We start from the raw sequence: 17,996 nt of genomic DNA, 5'->3' as shown, positions 1-17,996 counted from the left end.
CTCTGTATCGTCTTATCGATAAATTTATTATACCAATCGAATGAATTTCAACCAATTAAATTAGTTTTCTTCCTCCTCTATGATTAAAAGGGCTTTTTCAATTAGTTCTAGAGGGAATCCTTTTCGAAACAAGGTTGTCTTCATTTTTTGTGCATATTCCCAACCAGTAAATTTTTCGAATTTCCTTTTAGCTTTTCTTGCATGTACCAATAAAGCTTCTAGTTCATCAGCTTCTTCACTTTCATATTGTGTCTCTTCAATAGCAATTGAAACAACTTCCGTCGAATAACCTTTTCTTCTTAATAATTCTTCAAGCTTAGCTTTCTTTTGGCTTGTTGAGTACTTAGAAAGTGACGTAACCTTTTTTTGACAAAGTTGAATTGCATGATGAATTTGTTTATCTTTTTTATAAAGACCTAAGCTTTTTTCGATAATTGAATGATGAATTCCTTTTGCTAATAATTCATTTTTTATAATTGTCGGTCCCTTTAAAGTTGTATTAATTGTAGTACGGACAAAACTATCAGCATATTTTTCTTCGTTAAGGTATCCTTCTTCTTCGAGTCGAATAATCGTTTGCTGGATTGTTTCATTCAAGTACTCATGCTTTGCTAAATATTGTTCAATTTCTTTTTTTGTCCTCATCATTCGAGACAAATATACAATACTTGCGAGATATGCTTTTCTAAGTTGATCAGCATTTAGAATTTCTTCTAACTCATACGGCTCAAAAGATATACCTTTTTTAATATTGAATTTAACAAGCGTATCAGCATCTACACTAAAGGCATATTCTTCCCCGTCACCACTATCGGTATAAATATTAAAGCGATCATTATTTAATTTTTGAACTTGAATTTTCGTTATAATAGACATAATTTACCTCAAAATAAATTTTGATTTTTGATACACATAAAAATAATAATATCATATTATGTATTAAGGAGATGCGTGGATGAAGATTCTTCTTACAGGCGGTACAGGGTTTATTGGATCTCAATTAATAAAAGAATTTATTCGAAATGAATATCAATGTTATATTGTCACAAGAAATATAGGAAAATCAACTAATCCTTTTGTTACTTATATTAATTGGGACCAATTAACCTCGAATTCTTTTCAAGAGTCGATTGATATCGTAATTAATTTAGCTGGGGAATCAATTAACAGCGGAAGATGGACTAAACAATTAAAAGACAAAATTCTACAAAGTCGTATAATGTCAACAAATACTCTAATTACATGGTGTGAAAGACAAGCCCATCGTCCAAACCTATTCATTAATGCTAGTGCAATAGGATACTATGGAACCTCCAATTCAATTACTTTTAATGAACATGACAAGCCTATTTCAAATGACTTTTTAGCATCAACTGTTAGGGAATGGGAAAATGTTGCCAAGAAGGCGGAAGAACTGGGGATTCGGACGGTTCTAGTTAGAATTGGTCTTGTATTAGGACTAGGCGGTGGAGCACTTCCAAAAATGATATTGCCGTATAAATTATTTATTGGTGGCCCTATAGGAAAAGGAACTCAATGGATTTCTTGGATTCATGAAAAAGATGTAGTTGGATTGATTCTTCATTCAATAAAACATACCGAAATTCAAGGACCTATTAATTTAGTTTCTCCTAACCCAGTGACGATGAACGAATTTAGTCAACTCCTTTCTTTGACTTTACATCGACCAAATAAATTAAAAGTTCCAGATTTTGTACTTCAAATATTACTAGGTGAAATGAGTATGCTAGTTTTGGAAGGACAAAAAGTGGTGCCTACAGTAGCTTTACAAACTAATTATAACTTTCAATTCCCATCTTTAAAAGAAGCTTTAAACTTAACTTTAAATTAGTAATTTGAAAGGATTTAACATGAATTTATTATTTAAAAATGCAACCATTTTCCCTATTACATCTCATGTTCTATATAACCATGATTTATTAATTGAAAATGGGAAAATTAAAGAAATTGCACCAGAGATTTTTTCTATGGAAGATCAAACGATTATAATCGAATGCGCTGGTAAACCAGTTTTTCCAGGGTTTGTTGATGTACACACACATTTAGGTCTTTATGATGAAGGTACAGGTTGGGCTGGTAATGATGCGAATGAAACGATTGAAGTGTTAACACCACATATTCGATCATTAGACGGGATATTACCTCTTGATGTTGCATTTAATGATGCTAGACAGCATGGAATTACAACTGCTCATATCATGCCAGGAAGTGGAAATGTAATTGGGGGAACAACTTGTACAATTAAAACATATGGTACTAGTATAGATGAAATGATTATTCAGGAACCATCTGGTTTAAAAATTGCATTTGGAGAAAATCCGAAACGTACACATAGTAATGGGAATAAAGAATCTATCACAAGAATGGGAATTATGGGAATGCTTCGAGAGGCATTTTATGAGGCAAAAAATTCACATAACCCAGATGATTTTCGTATTGTACCAATCATCAAAGCTCTAAATAGAGAAATTCCTGTTCGTATTCATGCTCACCGCGCGGATGATATTTTATCAGCAATTCGTTTTGGTGAAGAGTTTAATCTTGATATTCGAATTGAACATTGTACAGAAGGTCATCTGATTGTTGATCATCTTAAGAATCGAAACCTGCAAGTGAGTGTAGGTCCTACATTAACTAGACGTTCAAAAATCGAATTAAAAAACAAATCATGGTCTACATACAAAGCTCTTGCTGATATTGGGGTAAGTGTTTCAATCACTACTGACCATCCATATACACCAATTCAGTATTTAAATGTATGTGCAGCTATAGCGGTTCGAGAAGGTTTATCAGAATCAGAGGCATTAAAAGCAATCACGATAAATCCAGCAAAAAATCTTAATCTATCACATAGAATTGGTAGCTTGGAAATAGGTAAAGACGGTGATGTTGTGTTATGGTCTCACCATCCTTTTCACTATATGGCAAAACCATTACTCACTGTCATAGATGGTAGAATTGTGTATAAAAATATCGAATAAAATTAGTTTGCAAATTGAAAAAAATCGTTTATTATAGTAGAGTAAGACTTTATGCGGTAAATTAAATAGATAGTGAGAAATCACTATTCTTATATAGTATTTTAACGGGAAAGGCAAATGGTGAGCCACCAGTAAATCGCTGGTCCTAGTGGGTTCGATTCCCACCCCGAAATTTTAGGGTGCATTAAAAAATTATTCTTAATCTATTCATAGTAATGCACTTCACAGGACTTCAATTTTTTTTAGTCCTCACAAAAATTTCGCGGGTGGCGTAACCTTCTTTCGCTACCCTTATTATGAGGAGGAGTAGAGATGCTAAAACAGCGAGATTTACAAGATTGTTCTATACTTTTTGAACTAATGGCGCATCCTGATGTCTTTCCCTTTGTGCGTCATAAAGCAAATTCGTATGAAGAATTTCTATTCATTACGAAGCAAGCAATTGAGTTAGAAGAACAGGGAAAAATGATTTCTAGAACGATCTTAGATGAGTGGGGTAACCCTATAGGCAATATTTCTTTACACGATATCGAAGACGGATATGGATTTTTAGGCACTTGGTTAGGCAAGCCTTATCACGGCATGGGCTATAATAAACCAGCAAAAGATGCTTTTTTCCATGAGTTATTTCACGATGTAGGAATAAACTCTATTTTTATGCGTATTCGCAAAGTGAATAAACGCTCTTTTTATGCTGCAAGTAAACTACCATATGCAACTTTAGCAAATGAATCACGTAAATGTCTTTATGATGAGATCAATCAAAATGAAGAAATTTATGATCTATTTGAAATTACTAAAGACAATTATTTATTGCATACGATGCGTGAAGATTACCAACAACATGAGGTAACGCATTTAAAAGAAGCTTAATTTAGTATAACGCCCACAAAAAATGGAAAGACTTACTAAGGATTTTATAACTTAGCGAGGTGTTTTTTGTGGAAAAACGAAAAGATAAAACAAGACGTAATTTAAGTTCTACTCAAGAAGTATTATATGCTAAAGAATTTAAGCGAGCTGACCGTGCTGCAGGTTATAACAATTTTAATGGAGTCGGTAAATAATTTATTTCAAAAGGCTTTCTATAAAGAAGCCTTTTTTTATTTTTATTAGTTTTTCAATTTATTTATCGGCAAATTACAAAGCATTTGAATAAAACACATATTTTTTCTCAATTCATTTCACTTGATTCTGTAATATAAACTGAAGAAGGTCGAACAAAATATTCTCTGCTTAGTTTTTCCTTCATTCGAATAATTTCATCTTCAATTTTTTCTCCTCGAACCAAAGATCTACCTTCAACACCAACTTTTTCATCAATTAGAACATACCAGGAAAATCGGAATTCCTTCATAATCCTCCACCCTTTTAATTTAAATCATTAAAAATAACTATTTTTCATTATATTCATTTAATTTAAATTTATTTTAGTCAAACGTCTAAATAATAAATAAAAAGCTATCTATTAAAAAGCCTTTATTATGTTTTAAGAAAACAGGCAATAAATAAAAACTGCCAGGTAACGGTTAGTTATGTCTAACTTTTACCTGACAGTTCAAAAAGGTACGTTAACTGGTTTGTAAAAATTTCTTTTGAGTTAATAGTTGATAAGCATGATTAACACTTTCCTCAGTTGGTGGTTGAATATCTTCCAAAGGATATTTCAAGCCTAATGCTTGCCATTTATAAACACCAAGTTGATGATATGGTAAAATTTCTACCTTTTCTACATTATTAAGAGTATTTATAAATTCACCTAAACAAATTAAATTCTCATCTGTATCAGTGATTCCAGGAACTAGTACATGTCGAATCCAAACTGGTACGTTTTTATCACCCAAGTATCTTGCAAACTCTTTAATCTGTTCATTCGATTTTCCAGTTAGCTTGATATGTCTTTTTTTATCAAAATGTTTTAGATCTAATAAAACTAAATCAGTGTATTCTAATACCTCATCTAATTTTGCTAGAAACTGAGAATCAGTATTGAAACAACCACCAGAGGTATCAATCGTCGTATGGATACCAGCCATTTTACAAGCTTTAAACATTTCTAAAAGAAAGTCTAATTGTAACAACGGTTCTCCACCACTAATTGTAACCCCACCTCCAGAAGCTCGCATAAATGGTATATATGTCTTTATGTCTTTCATTAATTGATCTACTGACATTTCTTTTCCAGCACCGATTTTCCATGTATCTGCATTATGACAATACTGACATCTTAATAAACATCCTTGAGTAAAAATCACATATCGAAGACCCGGTCCATCAACTGTTCCACAAGTTTCAATTGAATGTATATTTCCTGAAATCATTTTGCCATTCACCTCTTAATTATATTTGAATAGAAATTTTTATATTGGATCAGTTGTTCCAAATTAGAAAGTCAAAATACGAATAAAAATCAATGTCCAGTGAAGATTTTTTCTCCACTAGGCAGTTAAATTTATTTTATTTACATAGACTCATGGAACGTTCTATTAATAACATCAATTTGTTGTTCTCTTGTTAGTTTAATGAAGTTAACAGCATAACCAGAAACTCTTATTGTTAATTGAGGGTACTCTTCAGGATGCTCCATCGCATCCAATAGTGTTTCTTTATTGAACACATTTACGTTTAGATGATGACCACTTTTTTCTGTATATCCATCTAGCATTGCTACTAAATTTAAAATTTGAGTATTCTCATCTTTTCCTAATGCCTTTGGAACAATAGAGAATGTATTCGAAATCCCATCTTGTGAATCCTCATATGGCAGCTTTGCTACAGAACTTAATGAAGCTAGTGCCCCATTTGTATCGCGGCCATGTAACGGATTTGCACCTGGAGCAAATGGCTCACCTGCTTTTCGTCCATCAGGTGTATTACCTGTCTTTTTACCATAAACAACATTTGACGTAATTGTTAGTACTGATGTTGTATGAATTGAATTACGATACGTTTTATGTTTTCTAACTTTTGCCATAAAGCTTTCCACAAGTTCAACAGCAAGATCATCTACACGATCATCGTTATTTCCGTATTTTGGATAATCCCCTTCAATTTCAAAATCAACAACAATTCCATTTTCATCACGAATTGTTTTAACTTTTGAATACTTGATAGCAGATAATGAATCAGCACATACTGATAATCCAGCAATACCTGTAGCCATTGTACGTTTTATATTTACATCATGTAATGCCATTTCTATTCTTTCATAACTATATTTATCGTGCATATAGTGAATGCAGTTTAACGTATTTACATATAGTCCTGCTAACCAATCTAATAAAACATCAAATTTCATTTTTACTTCTTCATAATTAAGGTATTCGGATGTAATTGGTGCATAATTAGGCGCTATTTGTACTTTTGATTTTTCATCTTTCCCACCATTAATCGCATATAATAAAGCTTTAGCTAGGTTTGCACGTGCTCCAAAGAATTGCATTTGTTTACCAATTGTCATAGCTGAAACGCAACAAGCAATTCCATAATCATCTCCGAATTCTGGTCGCATTATATCATCGTTCTCATATTGAATTGAGCTAGTTTTAATCGACATTTTTGCACAATATTGCTTAAAGCCAACTGGCAATTTTGATGACCAAAGGACAGTTAAGTTCGGTTCTGGCGCTGGTCCTAAATTATCTAATGTATTTAAAAAGCGGAATGAGTTTTTAGTTACAAGTGGGCGACCATCAATCCCTATACCACCGATTGATTCAGTTACCCAAGTTGGATCTCCAGAAAATAGCTCATTATAATCTGGCGTACGAGCAAATTTAACTAATCGTAATTTCATTACAAAATGATCAACTAATTCTTGCGCTTGATGTTCAGTTAAGCTATTTTCTTGAAGATCACGCTCAATATAAATATCTAAAAAGGTTGAAACACGACCTAAACTCATAGCTGCCCCATTTTGTTCCTTTATAGCAGCTAAATATCCAAAGTATAACCATTGGAAAGCTTCTTTAGCATTTGTAGCTGGCTCAGAAATATCAAAACCGTGTTTCGATGCCATTTGTTTTAATTCATTTAACGCACGAATCTGCTCATTTATTTCTTCTCGATCTCGAATGTTTTCTTCTGACATAACAGAAGTTGTTTTATTTAACGCATCAATTTTATCTTTTATTAGTCGATCAACACCGTACAGTGCTACCCTTCTATAATCACCAATAATTCTTCCACGACCATATGCGTCGGGTAAACCTGTAATTACGCCAGATCGACGTGCTGCTTTCATCTCATCGGTATAAACATCGAACACACCTTGATTATGTGTTTTTCGATAGTCTGTAAATATTTTACTAATTTCTTCATCAACCTTATATCCGTAAGACTCACATGCTGCCTCAGCCATTCGAATCCCACCAAATGGTTGTAAAGATCGTTTAAATGGTTTATCTGTTTGGAAACCAACAATTTGCTCAATTTCTTTTTCTAAGTATCCTGGTTCATGTGAAGTAATAGTCGATACAATTTTAGTATCCATATCTAATACTCCGCCTTTTAGGCGCTCTTCTTTTGATAATTCGAGTACAATATTCCAAAGCTTATTTGTTGCTTCTGTAGGGCCAACTAGAAATGATTCGTCCCCAATATAAGATTTAACATTTTTTTGAATAAAGTCTCTTACATCAATTGATTTTTCCCATCGTCCAGTTTCAAATTGTCTCCATTGTTCCATTGTATTACTCCTCCTCTTCTGTATTAATACAGAAAGTTAATTAAGTATATAACAGATTACATATATAAATTTAACATATCCATAATCGATTCTTTCACTGACATTTTGAACATATTGTGAAATATTGAACATACTTAATCGGACGTTCATCCTACATACGTTTATTTCTTTCCACTATATTACAGTTGCTTCATATATCTAGTAATTGATTCTAGAAACTTTTCAGTTACATCACAAACTGTTATACTCAAAAGATAACATCTGTATTATTAATATCTTGCCACTAAATGATTCCAAAACTAACACATTCACAATTTCGAGGTAATACTATGGATAGTACAAAAGGTTCGTCACATAGTGAATACCGTCTAATAAAGGAGTAAAAATGCATACACAATTAAATCTTTCTAATTCAATTAACGAGAAATTAAATTCAATATATAATGAACAAATTCAAAAAGTACTTCAAGAAGACTTATTATTAATAGGAACAAAACAATATGTATCTCAAGACAAAACAATTTTAGAAGATGCAATTACCGCACTTCTTCTTGGTAAAAATATATTACTGAAAGGACCAACTGGTAGCGGTAAAACGGTTTTAGCCGAGACTCTTTCAAAATTACTGTATCAACCAATGCATAGCATTAACTGTTCAGTTGATTTAGATTTAGAAGGAATTGTTGGATATAATACGATTGCTTCATCGGCTAATGGATCTGAAGTTACATTTATTGATGGGCCTTTAATGAAAGCTATGAAGAAAGGTCATATTTTATATATAGATGAAATTAATATGGCAAAACCTGAGACATTACCACTGCTTCACGGTGCACTTGATTACCGAAAAATGATTACGAATCCATTTACACAAGAAGTCGTAAAAGGAAATGAAAACTTTAGAGTTATTGCTGCAATTAACGAAGGATATGTTGGAACTAGCGAATTAAACGAAGCGTTAAAAAATCGTTTCATTATTATTGATGTTCCATACATTAGTGGTGATTCTTTACTTCAACTTCTAAAGGATGAGTCTGAATTAAAAGATGAAGATTTACTAAAGAAATTCACAAGTTTTTCAAGCGATTTAATTCCTTTAGCTAGTGAAGGAAGAATTAGTGAAGATGCTGCTAGTATTCGTGGTGTACTTGATGCATGTGATTTATCTGTTCATATTCCAGTACTTCGAGCAATTGAGCGTACAATTATTGCTAAATTAAGTGATGATATTGAGCGTGAAACTGTTCGAGAACTAGCTGAAAGCTATTTTCTTTCTTGAAATGAGTGATTATTAACATATGAAACAAATCGTTTTTAATAATAAGAAAATCGATGCAGCCACATTTCTTCAAATGGAGAATTTATCGATTTCGCTTTCAAAAGATCAACATGCATTTTTAGAGTTCGATTTTCAAGCCTACTACGATGATGAAGAACAAAAATTTACAGTTAGTCACTTTTGGGATAATCAAGATAAAATTACCCAATTACAAGGACTAAAATCAGATGTTTATCTAAAAGCACTAGGTAATAAACATTTGACAGATTTTAATGAATTTAAAGAAACGCTAAAAGAACTTCAGGAAACACATTTAAAAAGCTTTATGTCACAACTTTATGTACTTCTTGAGGACATCCGATTAGAAGAAATGATTGTTCATCAAAGACCAGGGACAAAACAAATATTTTCTACTCGAAAAAATATTTACAGACACTATTTCCAATCGCAATTTAAAGGAAATGAAATTCGAAATTTCCAATTGGATCAATTATTTTGTTTAATTTATCTTTCACTTACTTCTACTCAGTTAACTTATCAAACAAATGATCAATTAGAAGATATTTTACCAATTCTTTTTCAATCCTTTGAGGCAAAGAAAACAAGTGATATTTCTTCTATTATATATAAGGTTCAACAGAGATTACTTTCAGTCTATAAGGAAGATATGATTCACACATATTTTGGGTATCTTCCATTAAATAAACTAAGTGAATATGCTTCATGTAACAGTAAAGTCAAGGAGCTTCAAAATGACGATCAACAAGATGGTCTTGAAGAAAGAAACAGTGAAGATGAAAAGTTCTCTACATGGCATAGAGAAAGTAAAAATAATGAGACCGACGATAATTTCCTTCGATTTGAGGTAGAAAGCGGAACAAAAACTTCGATTAAAGCAAATTTTGCTAGAGAAGAAGAAGCAGGAGATCAGGCATTAGGAAATGCATTCGGTTCTTCTAAGCAAGGAGAGAATAAGAAATCAAAACAAACAGATTCATTCGAAGCATCAAATTCGTCTACTTCACAGCAAAATCCTTATGGCAAATATAATAGTAATGTTTCAATAAAATATGTTGAAGCTACAAAACAAACAGTAAATGAAAAAGTACAATATTCTACATTATCTGCAATGGTGTCAAAAGATGTCAAAGAGTTAAGAAAAACGATTGAAAAATCATTAGAAAATAAACAAAATGCTCCTTCTGACAAATATTATGGCAGACTTAATAAAAAGTGGATTCGACTTTTCACTGAAGAAAAACCAAAAATGTTCTATAAAAAACAAACAGAATCAAAAGAATTAGACGCTGTTTTTTACTTATTAGTTGATTGTTCGGGATCAATGTTTAATAAGATGGATGAGGTTAAAAAGAGCGTTATTTTATTCCATGAAACATTAAAACAATTAAAAATTTCTCATAGTATTAGTGGTTTTTGGGAAGATGCTTCTAATGCTACAAAAGAAAATAAACCGAATATATTACATCAAGTAATTCCGTTTTCTAGTTCACTCGCTCAATCAAGTGGTCCAAATATTATGCAGCTTCATGAAGAAGAGGATAATCGAGACGGATTAATGATTCGAATCGTTTCAGAAGAACTCGCCAAGAGACCGGAGAAACATAAATTTTTACTTGTCTTTACAGATGGAGAACCATCTGCACTTGATTACTTCCAAGACGGTATTATCGATACTCATGAAGCAGTTAAACAAGCAAGGAAGCTTGGAATTGAAGTAATTGGAACTTTCATTGAAGAAGATGAACACCAAGATGAAACAGCACAATTAATGAAAAATATTTATCAATACCATTATTTGATCGCCTCTGGCACTGAAGACTTAAGACTTCAATTAAAACCAATGCTAAAAAAATTATTATTAAGAAGCATAGAATGATATAGTTGTCCATAAAATGAAAAAGAAATAGGCTAACGATTCAGTAAGCCTATTTCTTTTATTTCTAAAGTAGTTAGAATTTTTTGTCGAAAGGATTTACAGATCGAATCCGCATTTCCTATTGCTTTTTAAATTTAAACGGAGTACGATAAGTTTTGACGACTTAGAGAGACGCATATTTAAAGAAAAGCTAGTGAATGAAACACTAGTTTGTTTTGTATTTAAGGGGGATAGATTATGCCTACTTCATTTAAGGCAACATTTTCTCGAGTACGATTCGTATTACTGGTTGCGTTAGTAGTTTGGCTAAAAACGTATATTGTTACTCTTTTTGGATTTGATTTAAAAATTGATACAGTTTTTCAAAATGTAATATTATTCATTAGCCCATTAGCATCCTCTTTATTTCTTGTAGGGATTGCACTATTTTTCAAAGGAAATAAGCGTAATACAATCGCGCTATTAATTAATCTTATTTTGACGTTAATATTATGTGGTAACGTCTTGTTCTACGGATTCTTTAACGATTTCGTTACTTTACCAGTTCTATTTCAAACAAGTAATATGGGAGACTTAGGTTCAAGTGTAAAAGAGCTAGCAAGCTTCAAAATTATTTTTATGTTTGCAGATATCTTTATTCTTTATTTCCTATCAAAGAAATATCCTAAGCTTTCAAACACTGGTCGAGTACCGTCGTTTATGAAGTCCACTTATTATTTAATTACCATTGCCATCGCAGTGGTAAACTTAGGCTTAGCGGAAATGGAAAGACCAGAATTGCTTACTCGTTCATTTGACCGAGAAATGCTAGTAAAAAATCTTGGCTTGTATGTTTATCAAGGGTATGATTTATCACTTCAAACAAAGACATCAACTCAGAAAGCTTTTGCAGACAGTAGTAAATTAACTGAAATTGAAAACTATGTAAATACCAATGGTGTAAAAACAAATGCAAAGCTTTTCGGTAAATATAAAGGTAAAAGTGTTATTGTTATTTCGTTAGAATCAATGCAAAATTTCACAATTGGTGCAAAGGTTAACGGTAAGGAAATCACGCCATTTTTAAATCAGTATATTAAACAAAGTTATTATTTTAACCACTTCTATCATCAAACAGGTCAAGGTAAAACTTCTGATGCTGAATTTATTATCGATAACTCATTATACCCACTTGATCGTGGTGCAGTTTATTTCACACATGCAAATAATGAATATATGGCGACACCTGAACTATTAAAAGACCAAGGCTATTATTCTGCAGTATTTCATGCAAATAATAAGAGTTTTTGGAACAGAAACGTGATGTATCCTTCTTTAGGCTACGACCGCTACTTCAATGAAGTAGACTTTAATATTAATGATGAAAATTCAGTTAACTGGGGATTAAAAGATGAGGATTTCTTCCAACAATCAATTCCTCTTTTATCACAAGTAAAACAACCGTTTTACACTAGATTTATAACTTTATCTAATCATTATCCATTCGTTCTTGATCCACAAGATCAATATATTGATCAATATAATTCTGGGGACGAAACGCTAGATCGTTATGTAACAACAGTACGTTATATGGATGAAGCAATTAAACATTTCATTGAAGGTCTGAAAAAATCAGGTCTTTACGATAATACAATCATCGTGATGTACGGTGATCACTACGGTATTTCAGAAAATCACAATCGAGCAATGGCTCAATTTTTAGGTAAAGAAGAAATTACTCCGTATGATCATATGGACTTACAACGTACACCACTAATCATTCATTTACCAAAACAACAAAAAGGTCAAACGATCTCAAAAGTTGCTGGACAAATTGATGTGAAACCTACTATTCTTCACTTATTAGGTGTTGATACGAAAAATGATATTGAATTCGGTAAAGACTTATTTAGTCCAAATCGACCTGAATTTACTGTATTCCGCGATGGAAGTTTCGTAACGAGTAAATATTATTATGTAGCTGGTTCAAACACTTTCTATAATCGTCTAACTGCTGAAAAAGTAGAAGTTAGTGATATGGAAGCTAAACAACTGATTGATAAAGCGAAGAAAGAATTAACTCTTTCAGATAATATTGTATACGGCGATTTATTCCGATTCTACAGTTACAACAAGTATAAAACTGGTACAATGAAAACAATCACTGAACCAAATCAGTAAGAGGTGCTTTTACAAGCATCTCTTTTTGTTATAATATGGTATTTATACATAAGTTTTTAATAATTGTTAATACAAACTCGAGAGCTGTTTTCGGACTATTTGTTACTCTTTTATCAACAGTTTAAATTATCAATTCCTGTTAAAAAAACAACGTTCCTATGAAAAGAGTCTTTCTAAAATTAAGTAAAGGGGGATATTAATTGTTTAAAAACTCTAAGTTATTATTTTGGACGGTCGAACTACTATTATTATTTTTAGTATTATTTGTTGGTACAAAAATTTCATTTCTTTTTCAACCAATTGCGATCTTAATTAGTACTTTATTTGCACCAATTCTAGTATCAGTCTTCCTGTACTTCTTATTCGCTCCAATTGTTGATTTTTTAGAACGAAAAAAAGTACCTCGATCAGTGGGAATATTAATTCTTTATATTGGATTAATTTTAATTGCCGTAATCTCTATCATTAATATATTCCCAACCTTAGTAGAACAATTTAAAGATTTAGTAAATAATATGCCATCGATTGTAAATCAAGCAACCGATAAAATTGGCTTATTAGAAAAATGGTTAGGAAGTCAAAATTACGTTGAAATTAAAGATTTAGAAAAGAAAGTAGCGGACTATGCGCTTGTATTTATCGGTGGAATTACGGGTGGAATCGGTGCATTCTTCAATATACTAAGTAATCTAACACTAATCATTGTAACAGTACCATTCATTCTGTTTTATATGTTTAAGGACGGTCATAAATTCCCTTCAGCTATGTCTCGCTTTTTACCTCAAAGTTTACGAAATGAAGCGATTCATATAGCAAAAGAAACAAGTGAAACGTTAGCTTCATACATTCAAGGTCAGACGATTGTTTGTCTCTTCATCGGAGTTGGAACATTTATCGGTTATAGTATTATTCATTTACCGAATGCTTTAATATTGGCGATGGTTGCAGCAGTTACAAATATCATACCTTATTTTGGTCCATTTATCGGAGGAGCACCAGCAGTAATCGTAGCGGCTCTTATCTCTCCAAAATCAGCTTTATTTGTTATACTGATCATTGCAATTGTTCAACAAATTGATTCAAACTTGATCTCACCATATATCATGGGGAAAAAGTTAAATATTCATCCATTAACGATTATCTTATTATTATTATTTGCTGGAAACTTTGCTGGTGTATTAGGAATGGTTTTAGCAGTACCTACTTATGCAATCTGTAAAGTTGTTATCATTAATATCATTAGGATAATTAAATTAAGAAAAAAAGCTAAATTTGCCGATAAAATTATAGATGATGACATAGACAATGACATCGAGATAAACATCACTAACGATATCGATCAAAAAGACTAAATAAAAAGAGCATGAATAAGAAAGCAAGGGAAGTGATTAACTTCTAATCCTTAACTTTACTTATTTCTGCTCTTTCCTTTTTATCCATACATCTTTTAATTGCACTTTTCCCCCTACTTATCCCTGCTCAGGCTTTAATAACGGCGTATTCTGTAAGTTTTCCATTTTATAGTTAGTTTAGTTCGGAATTACTTTTACTTTGGAACGTACTCCATCGGTTCGATACAATGATGATAATCATTTTTTTTATAAAAATTAACTCCTTGCTCACTTGGCCATACAATGACGAACTCATAATTCATTTTGGCTATCCACTCATTTACAAAAGAGATTAATTTACTACCAATTCCATTACCTCTATGTTTCTTATCCGTGTATACATTTGTCATATAAGCAAACGGATTCGTTACTCTACCTGGTCGAGGAACTTTTTGAATTAGTTCAATATAAATATGCGATACGATTGCTCCTTCTTTTTCGGCAACCCAAATAAACCACTGCTTACTATTAATTGCAGTTTTTAAAAATGCATGACATTCTGAATGAAAATCATTGTAATCACTCTCTTTTATTCTTCCCGTTCGATCCTCTTCTAAAGTAAAATCCCATCTCATTTTTATCAATTGATCTATATCTTTATCTTCTGCAATTCTTAATTCCATTTTGAATCTCCTAATCTTCTGTACCAATTACATCAGTATTTGGTGGAACATAGCCCATTTGACGGGCCATCGATACGATTTGACCTTTATGGTGATATTCGTGTGTAATTGTATGAATTAGTAGCTTCATTGGTGTGATCGAGATATCCTCACTAGTCTCTCTCCATGGAATTTTTCTTACAATTGGTTCATTCATTTTCTCTGATGTAAACTGCATTAATTCTTTTACAAAAACATCTGCTTGCTCAAATCTCAATTTAATATCGTCTAGATTAAGACTCGCAATCTCTACTTTTGGCGTAATTGGCGATTTCGTCTTTAATAAAATAAATGAACCAATCCATGCGATATAACAATCTGCAATATGTAATAGTGTTTCTCTTACACTTTGGAAGCCAAATCCATCTAATTTACGAGTAAAATCCTCTGGCTTTAATTGACTACAAAAATCTAATAATACTCCACGATTTTCTTTAACCCACTTATATTCCTTCTGATTCACCTTATTCACCTCTTAATTTATTAATTCTAACTGCAAGCTTCTGTATTATGCTATTCGGCTAAACAGCTCAAATTACCTTTAATTTCCATTATAAAAAGGCCTGTGGAAACAGACCTTTCAGAGTATAGACAAAGTCTCATACAAGACTTCCGCAACTTTATATAAATATCTTCAAACTTACTTGAACAATTAACAAAACAGAGACTGAAATTAATAGAATACGAGCAAGCTTCATTGGTACAAACTCTGCAAATCTTAATCCAACTTGATTGCCAACAATCGAAGCCGCCGCCATTGTCACTGCGATTTTCCATTGGAAATGCCCAGTTACATAAAAAATAATAAATGCAGATAAACAACTTCCAAAATTTAATACTCTAGCTAACTGAACTGAATTCACATAAGTAAAACCTTTCTTTAGGAAATATAAAATCGCAAATGTTGATGAACCTGGACCAAAGCCACCATCATAAATGCCAATACCAGTTAGAATACTATTATCTACTAATGATTGTTTTTCTACACTAGCTTCTTTCATGGTTTCATAGTTCCATTTTTTACTAGCTAAAGTTAACAATAATGAGCCCGTTAATAAAACTAAGGCTACAATATTCATCACATGTTCATCTAGCATACTTGTTACAAATGCTCCAATGCCACCACCCAGAATTGAAACGAGTATAAATTGAATAATGACAGAAGCCTTAAAGTCTTTTTTCTTAATTGTATAAAGAATGCTACTAAATGATCCTAAACCTGAGGCGAATTTATTTGTAGCAATACCTGTTTGAATCGGAATTCCAAGAAAAATCATCATCGGAAGAGTAATTAATCCTCCTCCCCCTGCCAATGTCCCAACTATTGCTGCACCTGCCCCTAAAATAAATAGTAATAATAACGAGTCCATTTCTCTATCTCCCTCTTTCCTGCTATCTTTACTATACACAACAATTCAGAAAAAAGGGAAAACTAAAATCCTCACCTTTAATGAGATGAGGATTTTGAATGGTTGTCATTGTCTATATACATAAACTTACAACATGATAAATTAATTCGTTAAAAAATATTCAAATTATATCTAGAAGATAATAATTCTAATAATTTAATACCTGCTATGCTATTTCCTTTTTCATCAAGTGAAGGACCATAAACACCAATACCAAAGCGACGAGGAACCGCACCCATTACGCCTCCAGAAACTCCACTTTTTGCAGGGATTCCCACTTTTATCGCAAATTCTCCTGATGCATTATACATCCCACAAGTAACCATAAATGTATTGCAAATTTTAGCAATTCTTTCGGGAATAATTTGTGTTTTAGAAACTGGATCCCATCCATCTAAAGCAAAAATAAGTCCTATTCTTGCCATTTCAACACAATTTACTTCAATCGAGCATTGTCGTGTATATAAATCTAATAATAACTCGACATCTTCTGTGATAATACCATGTTCCTTCATAAAATAACAAAGCGATCTATTCAAATGAGCCGTTTCAAATTCTGATAACGCAACTTCTTTTGAATAAGAAAGATCTTTATTATCTGTTAAAACTCTCATAAAATCTAGAAGACGATGAAATCGATCATTAATACTATGACCTTTTATCATACTCGTTACAGCTAATGCCCCTGCATTAATCATAGGATTTAAAGGCTTTCCTGCCGATCTCACCTCTAATTTTGCGATCGAATTAAACGGATCACCTGTTGGTTCCATCCCAACTCTCTCAAATACATAATCTTCTCCACGATCCATTAAAACTAAAGCTAAAGCAATTACTTTCGATATACTTTGTAAAGTAAATCGAGTACTTGTATTACCCGCTTCAAAATGTCGTCCATCTGGCAAAAATACAGAAAGTGACAAATCCTTTTTATTCGCTTTCGCAAGCGCAGGAATATAATTCGCTACTTTTCCATATTGTATAAATTCCTTTGCCTCTTCAATCAGGACTTTTAATTCCTCCATTTGGTGAACTTCTTTTTCCTCTCGAAATCCATTTTGCTTCATATAACCACCCAATCTTTTCTATCAATAGTAAGGTAAATAATACCAAATTGACAAGTGAAAATTCTATCTACCCCTTCTACTAGATCTTCCAGAATTCTCGACCTTATTTCCCCTACCTGTATTTCCTGCTCTTCCTGCATTCCCTGCTCTATCCGCTCTTCCTGCATTCCCTGCTCTTTCCGCTCTTCCTGCACTTCCTGTTCTTTCTGCTCTTCCTGCATTCCCTGCTCTTTCCGCTCTTCCTGCATTCGCTCTATCCGCTCTTCCTGCACTTCCTGCTCTTTCCGCTCTTCCTGCATTCCCTGCTCTTCCTACACTTCCTGCATTTCCTGCATTCCCTGCTCTTCCTGCACTTCCTGTTCTTTCCGCTCTTCCTGCATTCCCTGCTCTTCCTGTTCTTTCTGCTCTTCCTGCATTCCCTGCTCTATCCGCTCTTCCTGCA

General features: G+C 32.6%; 16 protein-coding genes and 1 pseudogene. 8 read left to right on the top strand and 9 right to left on the bottom strand.

Annotated features, from left to right (window positions below; translation table 11 throughout):
* Positions 1-60: 60 nt before the first annotated feature.
* Positions 61-876, bottom strand: coding sequence for a recombination regulator RecX (recX, locus tag B7R67_RS17775; protein WP_088072333.1), 816 nt, complete (start codon positions 874-876; stop codon positions 61-63).
* 79 nt (positions 877-955) lie between these two features.
* On the opposite strand from recX, the gene B7R67_RS17770 reads away from it, so the two are divergent.
* The 4 genes from B7R67_RS17770 to B7R67_RS17755 all read left to right on the top strand — a co-directional run bounded on the left by B7R67_RS17770 (position 956) and on the right by B7R67_RS17755 (position 4,069).
* Positions 956-1,852, top strand: coding sequence for a TIGR01777 family oxidoreductase (locus B7R67_RS17770; protein ID WP_088072332.1), 897 nt, complete (start codon positions 956-958; stop codon positions 1,850-1,852).
* Between the two features lie 19 nt (positions 1,853-1,871).
* The gene (locus tag B7R67_RS17765) at positions 1,872-3,002 is read left to right on the top strand and encodes an amidohydrolase (protein WP_088072331.1); all 1,131 of its coding nucleotides are present in this window, start codon (positions 1,872-1,874) and stop codon (positions 3,000-3,002) included.
* A 312-nt stretch (positions 3,003-3,314) separates the two neighbouring features.
* Positions 3,315-3,875: a GNAT family N-acetyltransferase gene (locus B7R67_RS17760; RefSeq protein ID WP_088072330.1), complete on the top strand. Its 561-nt coding sequence runs from the start codon at positions 3,315-3,317 to the stop codon at positions 3,873-3,875.
* A 68-nt stretch (positions 3,876-3,943) separates the two neighbouring features.
* Positions 3,944-4,069 (top strand): YfhE family protein, encoded by a 126-nt coding sequence (locus B7R67_RS17755; RefSeq protein WP_088072329.1) that lies wholly within the window; start codon positions 3,944-3,946, stop codon positions 4,067-4,069.
* A 107-nt stretch (positions 4,070-4,176) separates the two neighbouring features.
* On the opposite strand, the gene B7R67_RS17750 is transcribed toward B7R67_RS17755, so the two are convergent.
* The 3 genes from B7R67_RS17750 to pflB all read right to left on the bottom strand — a co-directional run bounded on the left by B7R67_RS17750 (position 4,177) and on the right by pflB (position 7,689).
* Complete coding sequence (locus tag B7R67_RS17750; RefSeq protein WP_088072328.1) at positions 4,177-4,359, bottom strand: hypothetical protein; 183 nt, start codon at positions 4,357-4,359, stop codon at positions 4,177-4,179.
* A gap of 214 nt (positions 4,360-4,573) precedes the next feature.
* Positions 4,574-5,323: a pyruvate formate-lyase-activating protein gene (gene pflA / locus B7R67_RS17745; protein ID WP_088072327.1), complete on the bottom strand. Its 750-nt coding sequence runs from the start codon at positions 5,321-5,323 to the stop codon at positions 4,574-4,576.
* 140 nt (positions 5,324-5,463) lie between these two features.
* On the bottom strand, positions 5,464-7,689 hold the full coding sequence (pflB, locus tag B7R67_RS17740; RefSeq protein WP_088072326.1) for a formate C-acetyltransferase: 2,226 nt from the start codon (positions 7,687-7,689) through the stop codon (positions 5,464-5,466).
* 385 nt (positions 7,690-8,074) lie between these two features.
* Here pflB and B7R67_RS17735 point away from each other — a divergent pair, with 385 nt between their 5' ends.
* From B7R67_RS17735 to B7R67_RS17720, 4 genes are all read left to right on the top strand, one after another.
* Positions 8,075-8,968, top strand: a complete 894-nt coding sequence (locus B7R67_RS17735) for an ATP-binding protein (protein WP_088072325.1) — start codon at positions 8,075-8,077, stop codon at positions 8,966-8,968.
* A gap of 19 nt (positions 8,969-8,987) precedes the next feature.
* Positions 8,988-10,865, top strand: a complete 1,878-nt coding sequence (locus B7R67_RS17730) for a vWA domain-containing protein (protein ID WP_088072324.1) — start codon at positions 8,988-8,990, stop codon at positions 10,863-10,865.
* A 237-nt stretch (positions 10,866-11,102) separates the two neighbouring features.
* Positions 11,103-13,025: an LTA synthase family protein gene (locus B7R67_RS17725; RefSeq protein WP_088072323.1), complete on the top strand. Its 1,923-nt coding sequence runs from the start codon at positions 11,103-11,105 to the stop codon at positions 13,023-13,025.
* A gap of 200 nt (positions 13,026-13,225) precedes the next feature.
* Complete coding sequence (locus tag B7R67_RS17720) at positions 13,226-14,377, top strand: AI-2E family transporter (protein ID WP_088072322.1); 1,152 nt, start codon at positions 13,226-13,228, stop codon at positions 14,375-14,377.
* 194 nt (positions 14,378-14,571) lie between these two features.
* On the opposite strand, the gene B7R67_RS17715 is transcribed toward B7R67_RS17720, so the two are convergent.
* The 5 genes and pseudogenes from B7R67_RS17715 to B7R67_RS22220 all read right to left on the bottom strand — a co-directional run.
* Entirely contained in the window at positions 14,572-15,039 is a 468-nt protein-coding gene (locus B7R67_RS17715) for a GNAT family N-acetyltransferase (protein WP_088072321.1), read from the bottom strand.
* Positions 15,040-15,049: 10 nt separating this feature from the next.
* Entirely contained in the window at positions 15,050-15,541 is a 492-nt protein-coding gene (locus B7R67_RS17710) for a DinB family protein (RefSeq protein ID WP_088072320.1), read from the bottom strand.
* A gap of 157 nt (positions 15,542-15,698) precedes the next feature.
* Positions 15,699-16,448, bottom strand: coding sequence for a sulfite exporter TauE/SafE family protein (locus tag B7R67_RS17705; protein ID WP_088072319.1), 750 nt, complete (start codon positions 16,446-16,448; stop codon positions 15,699-15,701).
* Between the two features lie 149 nt (positions 16,449-16,597).
* Positions 16,598-17,554, bottom strand: a complete 957-nt coding sequence (gene glsA, locus B7R67_RS17700; protein WP_088072318.1) for a glutaminase A — start codon at positions 17,552-17,554, stop codon at positions 16,598-16,600.
* Positions 17,555-17,617: 63 nt separating this feature from the next.
* Positions 17,618-17,996: pseudogene (locus tag B7R67_RS22220) on the bottom strand (hypothetical protein); the annotation flags it as partial.

Source organism: Gottfriedia luciferensis (genome assembly GCF_002156865.1).
GTDB lineage: Bacteria > Bacillota > Bacilli > Bacillales > Bacillaceae_G > Gottfriedia > Gottfriedia luciferensis.
This window is presented reverse-complemented; position numbering and strand designations above follow the sequence as displayed.

Coding starts and splice junctions, on each gene's coding strand:
- recX (WP_088072333.1), bottom strand. CDS start 876: ATGTCTATTATAACGAAAATTCAAGTTCAAAAATTAAATAATGATCGC.
- B7R67_RS17770 (WP_088072332.1), top strand. CDS start 956: ATGAAGATTCTTCTTACAGGCGGTACAGGGTTTATTGGATCTCAATTA.
- B7R67_RS17765 (WP_088072331.1), top strand. CDS start 1,872: ATGAATTTATTATTTAAAAATGCAACCATTTTCCCTATTACATCTCAT.
- B7R67_RS17760 (WP_088072330.1), top strand. CDS start 3,315: ATGCTAAAACAGCGAGATTTACAAGATTGTTCTATACTTTTTGAACTA.
- B7R67_RS17750 (WP_088072328.1), bottom strand. CDS start 4,359: ATGAAGGAATTCCGATTTTCCTGGTATGTTCTAATTGATGAAAAAGTT.
- pflA (WP_088072327.1), bottom strand. CDS start 5,323: ATGATTTCAGGAAATATACATTCAATTGAAACTTGTGGAACAGTTGAT.
- pflB (WP_088072326.1), bottom strand. CDS start 7,689: ATGGAACAATGGAGACAATTTGAAACTGGACGATGGGAAAAATCAATT.
- B7R67_RS17735 (WP_088072325.1), top strand. CDS start 8,075: ATGCATACACAATTAAATCTTTCTAATTCAATTAACGAGAAATTAAAT.
- B7R67_RS17730 (WP_088072324.1), top strand. CDS start 8,988: ATGAAACAAATCGTTTTTAATAATAAGAAAATCGATGCAGCCACATTT.
- B7R67_RS17725 (WP_088072323.1), top strand. CDS start 11,103: ATGCCTACTTCATTTAAGGCAACATTTTCTCGAGTACGATTCGTATTA.
- B7R67_RS17715 (WP_088072321.1), bottom strand. CDS start 15,039: ATGGAATTAAGAATTGCAGAAGATAAAGATATAGATCAATTGATAAAA.
- B7R67_RS17705 (WP_088072319.1), bottom strand. CDS start 16,448: ATGGACTCGTTATTATTACTATTTATTTTAGGGGCAGGTGCAGCAATA.
- glsA (WP_088072318.1), bottom strand. CDS start 17,554: ATGAAGCAAAATGGATTTCGAGAGGAAAAAGAAGTTCACCAAATGGAG.